At 59.1% G+C, this 14196-nt stretch carries 15 protein-coding genes; 13 read left to right on the top strand and 2 right to left on the bottom strand.

The features are described from left to right. Window positions 1-2: 2 nt before the first annotated feature. The gene (locus HBH25_RS15175; protein ID WP_168084770.1) at window positions 3-941 is read right to left on the bottom strand and encodes a lipid A biosynthesis lauroyl acyltransferase; all 939 of its coding nucleotides are present in this window, start codon (window positions 939-941) and stop codon (window positions 3-5) included. A gap of 120 nt (window positions 942-1061) precedes the next feature. Between HBH25_RS15175 and minC the strand changes: the two genes are divergently transcribed. From minC to HBH25_RS15230, 11 genes are all read left to right on the top strand, one after another. Then, entirely contained in the window at window positions 1062-1817 is a 756-nt protein-coding gene (minC, locus tag HBH25_RS15180; protein WP_168084771.1) for a septum site-determining protein MinC, read from the top strand. A 137-nt stretch (window positions 1818-1954) separates the two neighbouring features. After that, a complete protein-coding gene (gene minD, locus HBH25_RS15185; protein ID WP_168084772.1) occupies window positions 1955-2770 on the top strand; it encodes a septum site-determining protein MinD in 816 nt (271 codons plus the stop codon). Beyond that, on the top strand, window positions 2767-3021 hold the full coding sequence (gene minE, locus HBH25_RS15190) for a cell division topological specificity factor MinE (protein ID WP_168084773.1): 255 nt from the start codon (window positions 2767-2769) through the stop codon (window positions 3019-3021). The genes minD and minE overlap by 4 nt, the downstream gene beginning before the upstream one ends. A 63-nt stretch (window positions 3022-3084) precedes the next feature. After that, the gene (locus HBH25_RS15195) at window positions 3085-3720 is read left to right on the top strand and encodes an RluA family pseudouridine synthase (RefSeq protein ID WP_168084774.1); all 636 of its coding nucleotides are present in this window, start codon (window positions 3085-3087) and stop codon (window positions 3718-3720) included. 135 nt (window positions 3721-3855) lie between these two features. After that, complete coding sequence (locus tag HBH25_RS15200) at window positions 3856-5145, top strand: M18 family aminopeptidase (protein WP_168084776.1); 1290 nt, start codon at window positions 3856-3858, stop codon at window positions 5143-5145. Then, entirely contained in the window at window positions 5142-7310 is a 2169-nt protein-coding gene (locus tag HBH25_RS15205; RefSeq protein ID WP_420708490.1) for a mechanosensitive ion channel domain-containing protein, read from the top strand. Before HBH25_RS15200 ends, HBH25_RS15205 begins: the two co-directional genes overlap by 4 nt. Before the next feature lie 277 nt (window positions 7311-7587). Next, window positions 7588-8670 carry an ABC transporter substrate-binding protein gene (locus tag HBH25_RS15210; protein WP_168084777.1) on the top strand — a complete coding sequence of 361 codons (1083 nt, stop codon included), beginning with the start codon at window positions 7588-7590 and terminating at the stop codon, window positions 8668-8670. A gap of 22 nt (window positions 8671-8692) precedes the next feature. Next, window positions 8693-9535: an ABC transporter permease gene (locus HBH25_RS15215; RefSeq protein WP_168084778.1), complete on the top strand. Its 843-nt coding sequence runs from the start codon at window positions 8693-8695 to the stop codon at window positions 9533-9535. Continuing rightward, the gene (locus HBH25_RS15220) at window positions 9522-10319 is read left to right on the top strand and encodes an ABC transporter permease (protein ID WP_168084780.1); all 798 of its coding nucleotides are present in this window, start codon (window positions 9522-9524) and stop codon (window positions 10317-10319) included. The genes HBH25_RS15215 and HBH25_RS15220 overlap by 14 nt, the downstream gene beginning before the upstream one ends. Before the next feature lies 1 nt (window position 10320). Continuing rightward, window positions 10321-11310: an ABC transporter ATP-binding protein gene (locus HBH25_RS15225; protein ID WP_168084781.1), complete on the top strand. Its 990-nt coding sequence runs from the start codon at window positions 10321-10323 to the stop codon at window positions 11308-11310. An 18-nt stretch (window positions 11311-11328) separates the two neighbouring features. After that, complete coding sequence (locus tag HBH25_RS15230; protein WP_168084782.1) at window positions 11329-11982, top strand: HAD family hydrolase; 654 nt, start codon at window positions 11329-11331, stop codon at window positions 11980-11982. A gap of 140 nt (window positions 11983-12122) precedes the next feature. On the opposite strand, the gene HBH25_RS15235 is transcribed toward HBH25_RS15230, so the two are convergent. Beyond that, complete coding sequence (locus tag HBH25_RS15235; protein WP_168084784.1) at window positions 12123-12710, bottom strand: tRNA-uridine aminocarboxypropyltransferase; 588 nt, start codon at window positions 12708-12710, stop codon at window positions 12123-12125. Between the two features lie 344 nt (window positions 12711-13054). Between HBH25_RS15235 and HBH25_RS15240 the strand changes: the two genes are divergently transcribed. Further along, entirely contained in the window at window positions 13055-13540 is a 486-nt protein-coding gene (locus HBH25_RS15240) for an Hcp family type VI secretion system effector (protein ID WP_168084786.1), read from the top strand. Between the two features lie 9 nt (window positions 13541-13549). Then, on the top strand, window positions 13550-14164 hold the full coding sequence (locus HBH25_RS15245) for a lysozyme family protein (protein WP_168084787.1): 615 nt from the start codon (window positions 13550-13552) through the stop codon (window positions 14162-14164). Window positions 14165-14196: the final 32 nt, after the last annotated feature.

The raw sequence follows: 14196 nt of genomic DNA on the forward strand, positions 1-14196 counted from the left end.
CGTTAGCGCTTGGCCCGTTTGGGATAGACCCTCGGTTCACCCTCCGGGCGCGACTTGAACCGGCGGTGGGCCCACAGGTACTGGGCCGGGCATTCACGAATCGCCTGTTCAACCCACTGGTTGATACGCAGGCAGTCCTCTTCAACGGTCTCGGCTGGAAACGCCGCCAGCGGCGGATGCACTACCAGCCGATAACCGCTGCCATCGGCCAAGCGCACTTGAGTAAATGGAATGACACGGGCCTTGCCCAACCGGGCGAAGGTGCTGGTGGCCGTCACTGTGGCTGCAGGAATGCCGAACAGCGGTACGAACACGCTTTGCTTGGCGCCGTAGTCCTGGTCCGGTGCATACCAGATGGCTCTCCCCTTGCGCAGCAGCTTCATCATGCCACGTACGTCCTCACGCTCCACGGCCAGCGCATCCAGGTTATGTCGCTCGCGGCCACGGCGCTGCACATAATCGAATACGGGGTTGGCGTGCTCCCGGTACATGCCGTCGATCGTATGGTGCTGGCCCAACAGCGCAGCGCCAATTTCCAACGTGGTGAAGTGGGCAGCCATCAAGATGGCACCCTCCCCGTCGGCCTGGGCTTGGCGAAGGTGCTCCAGCCCTTCGATATGGGCCAGGCGCGCCAGCCGTGCCTTGGGCCACCACCAACTCATGGCCATCTCGAAAAAGGCGATACCGGTGGACCGAAAGTTTTCCTTCAGTAACTGCTGGCGCTGAGCCTCTGATCGTTCAGGAAAGCACAGTTTCAGGTTAAGCGCGGCGATCTGGCGCCGATCGGTGGCGAAAATACTCATCACCCACCCCAAGGCACTCCCTAGGCGCAGCAGCAGGGTATAGGGCAGTTGCACGGTCAGCCACAGCAGCCCGAGGCCTAGCCATAGCGGCCAGAAACGGGGGTGCAGAAAGGCTCGGCGAAAGTGCGGTCGTTGCATGAAAAAATCCGGGCTAAGGCAAAGCTGCGCATTCTACATGGGTTGCGCATGGCTTGCGGCTGGCAAGCGTTCTCGCTATAAGTCACGGCACTTTTCGCGACAAGGCGACATTTGCCGACCATGAGCCAAACCGAACCTCAGCAGCCTGAAGCCGTGTTCCAACTGAAGGGCAGCATGCTGGCCATCACCGTGCTGGAGCTGGCTCGCAATGACCTTGAAGGCCTTGACCGCCAATTGGCCGTCAAGGTGGCCCAGGCACCTAACTTCTTCAGCAACACGCCACTGGTGCTGGCGGTCGACAAGTTGCCTGCCAACGGCGGCCCTATCGACCTGCCGGGCCTGATGCGGGTATGCCGCCACCATGGCCTGCGGACGCTGGCCATCCGCGCGGCACGCATCGAGGACATCGCCGCCGCGATCGCTATCGACTTGCCGGTGTTGCCGCCTTCCAATGCCCGGGAGCGGCCAGTGGAGCTGGCCGAAGAACGCAAGCCGATTGTGGAAGCGCCACCGCCTGTAGTGGAAGCACCCCCTAAGCCCGTTGTGCAGCCTACGCGCATAATTACCACGCCAGTGCGGGGCGGCCAGCAGATTTATGCTCAGGGTTGCGACCTGGTTATCATTTCATCGGTAAGTTCGGGTGCGGAACTTCTCGCCGACGGCAACATCCATGTCTACGGGCCGATGCGGGGCCGGGCGCTGGCAGGTGTAAAGGGCGACACCCGGGCGCGTATCTTCTGCCAGCAACTGGGGGCAGAGCTGGTGTCGATCGCGGGCCAGTACAAGGTCGCCGAAGACCTGCGGCGCGACCCACTCTGGGGGAACCCCGTGCAGATCAGCCTCAGTGGCGATGTGTTGAACATCACCCGTCTTTAACGGATACTTGCCGCCATTTTATGCGCAGTTGTCTGCATGGCGGCGCATTTACGCAGTACGTACATCCATAAGTACTCGATCTTCATCTTCACGTTTTCAAGGACTCAACGTCCTTTTTTCATTAGGGGTGATACACCTTGGCCAAGATTCTCGTGGTTACTTCCGGCAAGGGTGGTGTGGGCAAGACCACCACCAGCGCTGCCATCGGCACAGGCCTGGCATTGCGCGGCCACAAAACCGTTATCGTCGACTTCGACGTCGGCCTGCGTAACCTGGACCTGATCATGGGCTGCGAGCGGCGCGTGGTGTACGACTTTGTGAACGTTGTGAACAACGAGGCCACACTCAAGCAGGCCCTGATCAAGGACAAGCGCCTTGAGAACCTGTTTGTGCTGGCCGCCAGCCAGACCCGTGACAAGGACGCCCTCACCCAGGACGGCGTAGAGAAAGTATTGAACGAGCTCAAGGAAGAGTTCGAGTACGTGATCTGTGATTCGCCAGCGGGTATCGAGAAAGGCGCCAGCCTGGCCATGTACTTCGCGGACGAGGCCATCGTGGTCACCAACCCGGAAGTATCCTCCGTGCGGGACTCGGACCGCATGCTGGGCCTGCTGGCCAGCAAGTCGCGCCGCGCCGAGAAAGGCGATGACGCTATCAAGGAGCACCTGCTGCTGACCCGTTACAACCCGGAGCGCGTCAGCAAGGGTGAAATGCTGGGCGTCGAGGACGTCGAGGAAATCCTTGCCATTCGCCTACTGGGCGTGATCCCCGAGTCCCAGGCCGTGCTCAAGGCCTCCAACCAGGGCGTGCCGGTGATTCTCGACGAGCAGAGCGATGCCGGCCAGGCCTACAGTGACGCCGTGGACCGCTTGCTGGGCAAAACCGTCGAACATCGGTTCCTCGACGTGAAGAAAAAAGGCTGGATTCAACGCATCTTCGGAGGCCGTGAATGAATATTTTCGACTTCTTTCGAGACCGCAAAAAGGCGAGCACCGCCTCGGTCGCGAAGGAGCGTCTACAGATCATCGTGGCGCACGAGCGCGGTCAGCGGGCGACTCCAGACTACCTCCCTGCCTTGCAGAAAGAGCTGGTTGAAGTGATTCGCAAATACGTCAGTATCGACAGCGATGACGTACAGGTTGCCCTGGAGAACCAAGGCAGCTGTTCGATCCTCGAACTCAACATCACCCTGCCCGACCGTTAAGCCGGGTTTGCTACAGGCGCGGCGACCCATGGGTCGCCGCGTGTGTTTTCAGAGACCAGTGCAATGCCCCTGTCCAACATCCGCATCCTGCACCAGGACCCTACCTTTCTGGTGATCGACAAGCCCACCCTGCTGCTGTCCGTGCCCGGCCGGGCGGATGACAACAAGGATTGCCTGATCACCCGGCTGCAGGAAAACGGTTACCCGGAGGCGCTGATCGTTCACCGGCTGGACTGGGAAACGTCGGGTATCATCCTGTTAGCGCGCGACCCCCACAGCCATCGTGAACTGTCCCGTCAGTTCCATGACCGGGAAACCGAAAAGGCCTACACCGCCCTGTGCTGGGGCCAGCCGGAACTGGACAGCGGCAGTATCGACCTGCCCCTGCGCTACGACCCGCCCACCAAGCCACGGCATGTGGTGGACCACGAACAGGGCAAGCACGCGCTGACCTTCTGGAAAGTGCTGGAACGTCATGGCGACTGGTGCCGCGTGGAACTCACGCCCGTCACAGGGCGGTCGCATCAGTTGCGTGTGCACATGTTAAGCATCGGCCACCCGCTGTTGGGGGACAGGTTGTATGCCGAAGGTGCCGCACTGGAAGCTGCACTACGGCTGTGCCTGCATGCCTCGATGTTGGCCTTCAGCCATCCGGCTACCGGCGAGCGCCTACGCTTCCAATGCCCGGCACCGTTTTAACGGCCACGTTGCGATCTGCCCTGTTGGACCGGGCAAAGCCAAAGGCGTAGCCCGGGAAGGCTGCTTACAGGCCGGTTCGCCCCGTTGGACAGCTGAATGCGATAGACTCGCGCCATTGCTGCCAGGAGCCCCCCGATGCGCGACACCCTGAACCAGGGCCTGATTGAATTTCTCAAGGCCTCGCCTACACCCTTCCACGCCACCGCCAGCCTTGCCAAGCGCCTGGACGCAGCAGGCTACCAACGCCTGAACGAACGCGAACGTTGGAATACCACCCCCGGCGGGCGTTATTACCTGACCCGCAATGATTCCTCGCTCATTGCCATTCGCCTGGGCAAGGAGTCGGCCGTTACCGAGGGCCTGCGCCTGGTAGGCGCGCATACTGACAGCCCCTGCTTGCGGGTCAAGCCTCAGCCCGAACTGCAGCGCCAGGGTTTCCTTCAACTGGGCGTGGAAGTCTATGGCGGGGCCCTGCTGGCGCCATGGTTCGACCGGGACCTGTCCCTGGCGGGCCGTGTGACCTTCCGCCAGGACGGGCGCGTGGCCAGCCAGCTTGTGGATTTCCGTGTGCCACTGGCGATCATCCCCAACCTGGCCATTCACCTGAATCGTACCGCCAACGAAGGCTGGGCGATCAACGCGCAGAACGAACTTCCGCCCATACTGGCCCAGGTGGCCGGTAGCGAGCGCTTCGATTTCCGTGCCCTGCTCACCGAGCAACTGGCGCGGGAACACGACGTGATTGCCGATGTGGTGCTCGACTACGAGTTGAGCTTCTACGACACCCAACCCGCTGCCGTAGTGGGCCTGCACGAAGACTTCATCGCCGGCGCCCGGCTGGACAACCTGCTGTCCTGCTATGCGGGCTTGCAAGCGCTGCTCAAGGCTGAGGGTGATGAAACCTGTGTGCTGATATGCACCGACCACGAAGAGGTCGGCTCCAGCTCGGCCTGCGGCGCCGACGGCCCCTTGCTGGAACAAACCCTTCAGCGCCTGCTGCCCAATGGCGACGACTACGTCAGGGCCATTCAGCGCTCCTTGCTGGTGTCTGCCGACAATGCTCATGGGGTACACCCCAACTACGCCGACAAACACGACGGCAACCATGGGCCCAAGCTCAATGCCGGGCCGGTCATCAAGGTCAACAGCAACCAGCGCTATGCCACCAACAGCGAAACCGCCGGTTTCTTCCGCCACCTGTGCATGGCCGAAGAAGTACCGGTACAAAGCTTCGTAGTGCGTAGCGACATGGGCTGCGGCTCCACTATCGGCCCCATTACTGCCAGCCGCCTGGGCGTGCGGACGGTGGACATCGGTGTGCCTACCTTTGCCATGCACTCCATTCGGGAACTGGCAGGCAGCCATGACCTGGCACACCTGGTGAAGGTTCTGAGCGCGTTCTACGCCGCCCGAGCCCTGCCGTGACGGCCAAGGTACAAGGGCGGCGCCTGTTCTGGGCGCATGCCCTTGGCGCGCTATTGTGGTGCCTGCTGGCCTGTACCCCTTCCGCCCAGGCCGCTGGCTTGCCTGGCCTGTTGGGCGGCAAAACCAAGACAGAAGCGCCCGCACAGAGCCTTGACCAGTCACTGGACCAAGTGATCGCGACGCTGGAGAACGACGCCCAGCGCGCCAAGCTACTCAGTGACCTTAAGCAGCTGCGCGAGGCCAGCGCCAAACCCAAGCCCACCCCGGAAGAAGGGGTGGTAGGGTTTCTCGGCGGCACCGTGCGTACGCTGGAGCGGCAGTTTTCCGGCGAGGACAGCCCGCTGCACCAGTGGCTGGACGAATTGTCGCTGGCACGTGATGAGCTACTTGAACGCTCCAGCAGTTTCGCCGACCAGAGCACGGTCATCCTGGTATTTGCACTGACCATTCTGGCCTGGGCGCTGCTAGCGTATGCCCTGAACTGGCTGAGCCATCGCATGCGCGAACGCTTCGGCCTGACCGAAGATCTACCCCAACACCCAAAAACCTGGGACCTGCTGCGCTTTGCCTTGCGCAAGATAGGCCCTTGGCTGGTGGCGCTGGGGCTGACCCTGGGCGTTGGCTACATGGTGCCCTCGTCCCTGGGCAAGGACCTGGCCCTGGTGGTGGCCTACGCGCTGGTGGTGGGCACCTGCTTTGCAGCTATCTGCGTCATTGCCTTCTCACTGCTGGACGGCCCGCACCGTCATCGTGCCTTGTACATCCTGCGCCGCCGGGCTTTCCGGCCCATGTGGCTGATCGGCAGTTGCGCTGCATTCGGCGAGGCGCTCAGCGACCCTCGGCTGGTCGACGGCCTGGGGGTGCACCTGGCCCACAGCGCTGCGGCACTGGCCAACGTACTTGCGGCTATTTTCAGCGGCCTGTTCATTCTGCGGTTCCGCCGCCCCATTGCACACCTGATCTGCAACCAGCCGTTGGAACGCCGGCTGCACCGCCGTGCCATGACCGACACCCTCGAAGTGCTAGGCACTTACTGGTACGTACCAGCTCTGCTACTAGTGGGCGTTTCTCTGGTTGCCACGTTCATTTCAGCAGGCGATGCCAGCACCGCCTTGCGCCAGTCCTTGTTATGCACGGTGCTGCTGGTGGTGTGCATGGTCATCAACGGGCTGGTCAGCCGCCAGGCACAAAAACCCAGCAAAGGGCCTCGCCGCCAGGAGGCCTATGCCGAGCGGTTGAAGAGTTTCTTCTACACCTTGGTGCATATCTTCGTCTGGGTAGTGTTTCTGGAGTTGGGCCTGCGGGTATGGGGGCTGTCGGTCATTCGCTTCACGGAAGGCAGCGGTCATGAATTCAGCCTGCGCCTGTTCGGGCTCACGGGCACACTGATGACCGCGTGGCTGGTGTGGATTCTGGCCGATACCGGCATTCAGCATGGGCTGGCGCGCTCGCGCAAAGGGTTGGCCAATGCCCGTGCCCAAACCATGATGCCGCTGATTCGCAACGTGCTATTCGTCACCATCTTCGTGATCGCTGGCATCGTGGCCCTGGCCAATATGGGGGTAAACGTGACCCCCTTGCTGGCCGGTGCCGGTGTGATCGGCCTGGCCATCGGCTTCGGGGCACAATCCCTGGTGGCTGACCTGATTACCGGGTTATTCATCATTGTGGAAGACTCCCTGGCCATCGATGACTACGTGGACTTGGGCGGGCACTTGGGCACCGTGGAGGGCCTGACCATTCGCACTGTGCGCCTGAGGGACATCGATGGGATCGTGCACACCATTCCATTCAGCGAAATCAAGAGCATCAAGAACTACTCCCGGGAGTTCGGCTACGCGATTTTCCGCGTACACATCCCCCACACGGTGGGTATCGATGACGCCATCAAGCTTATGCGCGAGGTGGGACAGAAGATGCACAGCGACCCGCTGCTGCGTCGGGAAATCTGGTCGCCCCTTGAGTTTCAGGGTGTAGAAAGCTTTGACTCCGGCTCTGCCGTACTGCGTGCCCGTTTCAAGACAGCGCCATTGAAACAATGGGAGATTTCCCGAGCCTTCAACCTGCTCCTCAAACGTACCCTGGACGCCGCAGGCCTGGACCTGGCCACACCGCGCCTAAGTGTACAGGTGGTGCATGCCGGGCCGCCTGCTACTAAGACTTAGAGCTCCATGGCATCGTCGTCGACGTCTGAGGGCTCCCAGGCGTCGGCGCCCTGTTCCAGCAGTGCCTCTTCGTACTCGTTCATCACAGTACTCCCGGTGTGTTCACAGCAGCCTGACAGGGGCGGCTTACAGAACCGTGACAGCGTCACCCTTCTCTGCACGCTAGGCACCAACCTGGTCTACGCTTGGTAGCGAAACGGCGCTGGGGCGTGCGACATCAAACGGTCATACAGCACCCCTAGGCTGGCCTGCACTTTTCACTCGCCTGGAGCCATTCATGAAGAAACAGCCTACGTTCAAGACACTGTGCCTTGCTTCTGTGCTGGGGACGGCCCTGGCCCTGGGCAACCAGGCCGTGGCCGCCGATGACCTGGCCAGCCTGGAAGCCGCTGCAAAAAAAGAAGGTGAAGTGAATAGCGTAGGCATGCCCGATGCCTGGGCCAACTGGAAGGGCACATGGGCGGACCTGGCCAAAACATACGGCATCAAGCACATGGACACGGACATGAGCTCGGCCCAGGAAGTGGCCAAGTTCGCAGCCGAGAAAGATAACGCCAGCGCCGACATCGGTGACGTAGGCGCCGCCTTTGGGCCCATCGCGGCGGCCCAAGGTGTGACCCAGCCTTACAAACCCACGACCTGGGCGCAGATCCCCGAATGGGCCAAGGATGCCGATGGCCACTGGATGCTGGCCTACACCGGCAGCATCGCTTTCATCATCAATAAGCAATTGGTGAAGGAAGCTGACGCGCCTAAAACCTGGAAAGACCTGGAGACCGGCACCTACAAGGTCGCCATTGGCGATGTGAGCACTGCTGCCCAAGCCGCCAATGGTGTGTTGGCAGCGGCCATTGCGTTCAAGGGCGACGAAAGCAACCTGGCCCCTGGCCTGGCACTGTTCACCAAACTGGCCCAGCAGGGCCGGCTCTCCATGGCTAACCCTACTATTCAAACCCTGGAAAAAGGCGAGATCGACGTGGGTGTGGTGTGGGATTTCAACGGCCTTAGCTACAGGGATCAGATCGACCCCAAGCGCTTTGACGTGCTGATCCCGGCTGATGGTTCTGTGATTTCCGGCTATACCACCCTCATCAACAAATACGCCAAGCACCCCAACGCTGCCAAGCTAGCACGCGAGTACATCCTCAGCGATGCAGGGCAGATCAACTTGGCGGCGGGCTACGCTCGCCCTATCCGTGCCGACCACGTGAAACTGCCGCCTGACGTGGCGGCCAAGCTGCTGCCGGCCGAGCAGTACAAGGGCGTGAAGCCCATCACCGATGCGGCGGCCTGGGAAAAAAGCTCAAAAGCCCTGCCGCAGCAATGGAACGAGCAGGTGATTACCGAGATGAAGCAATAGCACTGCTGCCGGGAGTGTGACAGTGAGCAATCGGCCTCGCGGCAGATGGCTGGCAGCCCTTTGGTTGCTGCCCTTTGCCGCGTTCTTCCTCGTATTCCAACTGGCGCCCCTGGCCTGGGTCGCCCTCAACAGCGTGCAGGGGGCGGACGGCTGGGGCCTTGCCAATTTCGCCAAGGCCTTCAATTCAAAGTTCTACCGCCAGGCCATGCAGTTCAGCCTGGAGATCAGCCTGTGGTCCAGCCTGTTCGGGCTGATCATCGCTTTGGTAGGCAGCTACTCGTTGCGCCAGGTGGATTCACGCTTGCGCAACTTCGTGACTGCCTTTGCCAACATGACCAGCAACTTTGCCGGGGTGCCGCTGGCCTTCGCCTTTATCATCCTGCTGGGCTTCAACGGCGCCATAACCCTGTTGCTCAAGCAGAGCGGGCTACTCACCGATTTCAACCTGTACTCCAAGGTTGGCCTGATCGTGGTGTACACCTACTTCCAGATTCCACTGGGTGTACTGCTGCTGTACCCCGCCTTCGACGCCTTACGGGAGGACTGGCGCGATGCGGCTTCACTGCTGGGTGCCAGCCCCTGGCAATACTGGCGGCTGGTTGCGTTGCCGGTGTTGATGCCAGCGCTGCTGGGTACGTTTGTGATTCTGCTGGCCAATGCCCTGGGCGCCTATGCCACGGTGTATGCCCTCACCACGGGCAACTTCAACGTGCTGCCCATCCGCATCGCCGCCATGGTCGCCGGGGATATTTCACTGGACCCGAACCTGGCCAGCGCACTGGCGATGATCCTGGTGGCCATGATGGCGCTGGTTACCGTGGTTCACCAATGGATACTGCGCAGGAGCTACCATGGCCGCCGCTAAGCCCACGCCTGCGTCGCTCTACCACCGCCTGGTGGTATGGGCGTTGTTCCTGATCTTGCTGCTGCCGCTGGCAGGTACCCTGTTGTATTCCTTGGCCACCAGTTGGTCTGCCACGCTATTGCCCAGCGGGTTGACGTTCAAATGGTATGTGGCACTCTGGACTGACCCCCGCTTTTTGACGGCCTTTGGGCACTCCCTGCTGGTATGCCTAGGGGCGCTGCTGCTGGCAGTGGTGCTGATCCTGCCCTTGCTCTTTGTCGTGCATTACCACTTTCCGCGCCTGGACGGGCTGATGAACATGCTCATCCTGCTGCCTTTCGCTGTGCCACCCGTGGTGTCTTCGGTTGGACTGCTGCAGCTCTATGGTTCCGGCCCGCTGGCCATGACGGGCACGCCCTGGGTACTCATCGGTTGCTATTTCACGGTAGCGCTGCCCTTCATCTATCGCGCCATTTCCAACAACCTGCAGGCGATCAACCTGCGAGACTTGATGGACGCGGCTCAACTGCTCGGTGCCAGCCCCTGGCAGGCGGCGTGGCAGGTGGTGCTACCCAACCTGCGCAAAGGTCTGATGGTGGCGCTGTTGCTATCGTTTTCGTTCCTGTTCGGTGAGTTCGTGTTCGCCAACCTGCTGGTGGGTACGCGGTATGAAACCCTGCAGGTGTACCTGAACAACATGCGTAACAGCAGCGGCCACTTCAACAGCGCGCTGGTCATTTCCTACTTCTTTTTTGTACTGATGCTGACGTGGGTCGCCACGCGGTTGAACAAGGAGCGCCCCTGACATGAGTTTCATGACGGTTAACGCGCTGCGCAAGAGTTTCGGCCCTACCCCTGTGTTCGCCAATATCAACTTCGAGCTCGCCAAAGGCGAGTTCGTGACCCTGCTGGGGCCTTCCGGCTGCGGGAAGTCCACTTTGTTGCGCTGTATCGCCGGGCTCACGCCCGTGGATGCGGGCCAGATCATGCTCGATGGCCAAAACCTGGTGCCGCTGTCTCCACAGAAGCGGGACATTGGCATGGTGTTCCAAAGTTACGCACTGTTCCCCAACATGACCGTGGAGCAGAACGTGGCTTTTGGCCTGCGCATGCAAAAGGTCGGCATGGAGGCTATCAGGTCCCGTGTGCAAGAAGCGCTCGGCATGGTGGAACTGGAAACCTTTGCCGACCGGTATCCGCACCAGCTGTCAGGCGGGCAATCTCAGCGGGTAGCGCTCGCACGCTCACTGGTCACGCGCCCTCGCCTCTTGTTACTGGACGAGCCGCTGTCGGCACTGGACGCGCGTATTCGCAAACACTTGCGTGAGCAGATACGAGACATCCAGAGAAGCCTGGGGTTGACGACGATTTTTGTGACCCATGACCAGGAAGAAGCCCTGACCCTCAGCGACCGCATCTTCCTTATGAATGAGGGCCAGATTGTTCAGAGCGGTGATGCCCAGAGCCTGTACACCTCGCCGGCCAGTGCCTTCGTCGCGGGTTTTATCGGCAATTACAATGTGCTCGACGCCGCTGCAGCCAGCCGCTTGCTGCAACGTGAAGTAGCCACCCGCCAAGCTATTCGGCCAGAGGCGATCGAGCTGTTTCCGGAACTTGGCGGCCAGGGTGAGATTCTGAGCCATAGCCTGCTGGGCAGCGTGATCCGCTACCGTGTGCGCGCCCATGAGGTGGACCTGGTAGTGGACGTGCTGAACCGCGCGGCTGAAGACCTGTACCCCACTGGTACGCGCGTACGCCTGCACATCGCTGCGGCCGCCCTACGGGACGTCGCCTGAATTCTGGAGAATACCGCAATGCCCCTGGCTATCTTTGACCTGGATGAAACCCTGATCGACGGCGACTGCTCCTCCCTGTGGAGCACTCAAATGGCCCGCCTGGGGTGGGTCGACCCTGACAGTTTCATCCGCAAGGATGTTGAACTGATGGATGCCTACAGCCGTGGTGAATTGGCCATGGAGGCCTATATGGCGTTCACCTTGGAGCCATTGGTGGGCCGAACTGAAGAAGAGCTAGACCACTTGGTAGGCCCCTGGGTGGAGGATGTGATTGAACCGCTGATTTTTAGTGACGCCACTCGGTGTATCGCGCAGCACCGCGCGGCCGGCGACCGGCTGCTGGTGATTTCCGCCTCCGGGGTGCACTTGGTCAAGCCCATTGCCGACCGCATCGGCGTCGACGAAGTACTGGCCATCGACCTGCACGTCGCCCATGGCGTATACAGCGGCCAGACCCAAGGCACCCTCACCTACCGCGAGGGCAAAGTCGCCCGCCTGCTGGACTGGTTGGCGGCTGAAGGCGAGAGTCTCGAAGGCGCGGCGTTCTACTCAGACTCACACAATGACCTGCCTTTGCTGGAAAAGGTGAGCCGGCCAAACGCGGTAAATCCCGACCCGATACTGAAGGCACGGGCTGAGGCCATGGGTTGGCCGGTACTGTATTGGAAATAAAACGCGCAGCCTTTCTGATCTAGCCCGGCTAAGCCTATAGCGTGCAATAGGCGTTGGCAGGTTCCCGGCCTCCGCCTGCGGCTGCGACCGGTCCCACAACGGGTACGGCCTGGCCTAGGCGGGCAGCCCCCGAACGAACATCAAACCCCTTGCCCATGGTTACGCTGATACACCGTGTCCCCCATGGCCTGAATCTGCCCGTCTATCAGGGCTTCGAAGGGTGCCAGCAAGGGCTGGAATGAAGTTGGCGCTTCCATCACCTCCAAGGCCTGCACAATGGCTTCGACTGTTGAAAGCGCCTCAGGCCCCGGGGCCTTGCGCAGCCGGTAGCGTGTAGGTTGCACCTGAGCAAGGGATACCCTGGGCAAAGCTGCCAGCGCCGGGTTGAGGTGCAGCAGCTTGCGCGCCTTACGCCAGGTGCCATCCAGCACAATCAATTGAATCGCCTTGCCTGAACTCGGTTGTAGGGGCTGCGAGCCTTCTCCAGGGAACAACACGCAGGCCTCCCCTTCATGCGCCGCCCAAAGCGCAGGGTCTACGAGTTCGGTAATGACCAGCTCACTGTTGTTCAGGCCCAGGTGAGCCAGGCGGGCTGTATTGAGGGCATGCCCGGCTTCGCTGGGGTGCTGAAGGATCAACACCCGCGTGTTGCTTGGCAGGCTAGGGATCAACGAGCAGAGGCAATGGCCTTCCGGCCGCTGGCAGCAAGGGCACTGTAGGCGGGGCATGAAACGTCCTTTGGAAACTTGAAGAGTGCGGCAGCGTCCAGTGGCCTGGAGGCTGCATCGCCTTATGGTCTCACAGCTAGACGAATATGTGATCTGCCAGTGACCCTACTTCGCTATTCCTCGTTATCTAACCCTGTAAACGAAATAATCTCCAACCCACATGGCAATCCTAAAAAATTCGACTTAAATACATAAAATCAAACTAATTTACATTCTTTAAAATAACCTATTACTCAATAAAACAATTTAATACAAATAAGCATTTTGAAATAATTTATACCCTGTCAAAAGAAAATAACCATGATTTAATTTTAACTCAATAGGTGGTATTTAAAGGACTAAAAATGGCTTTCGACGCTTATATAAAATTCGATACCATTCAAGGCGAAACGTCTGATCAGACTTATGCAGGGTGGATTGAAATTGAATCCTATAGCTTCGGCGCACAGCAGAAGGTTTCCAACACCGCCAGCAGCGCCGGCGGCGCAAGTGTTGGAAGAGTGCAACTGCGTGAGTTTTACTTCGACAAACTGGTCGACATTTCAACACCTAAGCTTTTCGAAGCCTGCTGCAAAGGGCATCACATTCCTCAGGTCACACTTATTGTCAATCGAGCAGGCGGGGAGAAACAGAAATACCTAGAAGTTGTTATGGAGGAAGTGCTGATTGCGGATTTCATCCATTCCAATTCTTCGGAAGCACGGGAACAGATTGAGTTGAATTATGGACGACTAAGGGTTACATACACTCAGCAGAAACGGAAAGACGGAACCGGTGGCGGAAGTATCACCGGGGGATGGGACCGAATTGGTAACAAGGTCTTTGCCTAGGATAAGATGATGCTTAACGAAAAAGAGAGGAAAATTTTAGAAAACATGCTTCGCGATAGCGAAGGGGTGATTGATTATCTGTACCAGGATTCTTTAGGAAAAGTAACAATAGGAATAGGCAATCTCATAAAAAATATTGATGACATGACGCGAATAGATCTCCTCACCCAAGAGGGCATAAAAGCTTCAGAACAGCAAAAACGAGAAGCTTATACAAGAGTTTATGACGCTCCCGGATACCGCTTAGACGGGAGGCCTCTAGCTGCCCCTTATTATAAAAAATACTCAGAGCTTCGAATGCCGTGCGCCGAAATAAAAAGGCAGCTATCCACAAGTGTACTACAATTTTATAATGAGATAAAAATAATATTCCCGTGTTTTGACACTTTCCCACACGAAGCGAAGTTGGCGTGCATGGATATGATATTCAATCTTGGCATGACAGCACTCAATTCAAAATGGCCCAGATTCAAATCTGCAGTAAAGAAAAGGAATTGGCATGAAGCCGCAATTCAGTCCTATCGATACCAACTGTCAAAGCGCCGCAACAGCGATATAAGGATGCTTTTTCTGGAAGCCCATGAAATCGAATCAAAACCAATAAAAATCCGAAATACAGGCTAATTAAGGAACTTTATAACTATAGGTTTTTTACC

Source organism: Pseudomonas quercus (genome assembly GCF_012033695.1).
In the GTDB taxonomy this organism is placed as follows: Bacteria; Pseudomonadota; Gammaproteobacteria; order Pseudomonadales; family Pseudomonadaceae; genus Aquipseudomonas; species Aquipseudomonas quercus.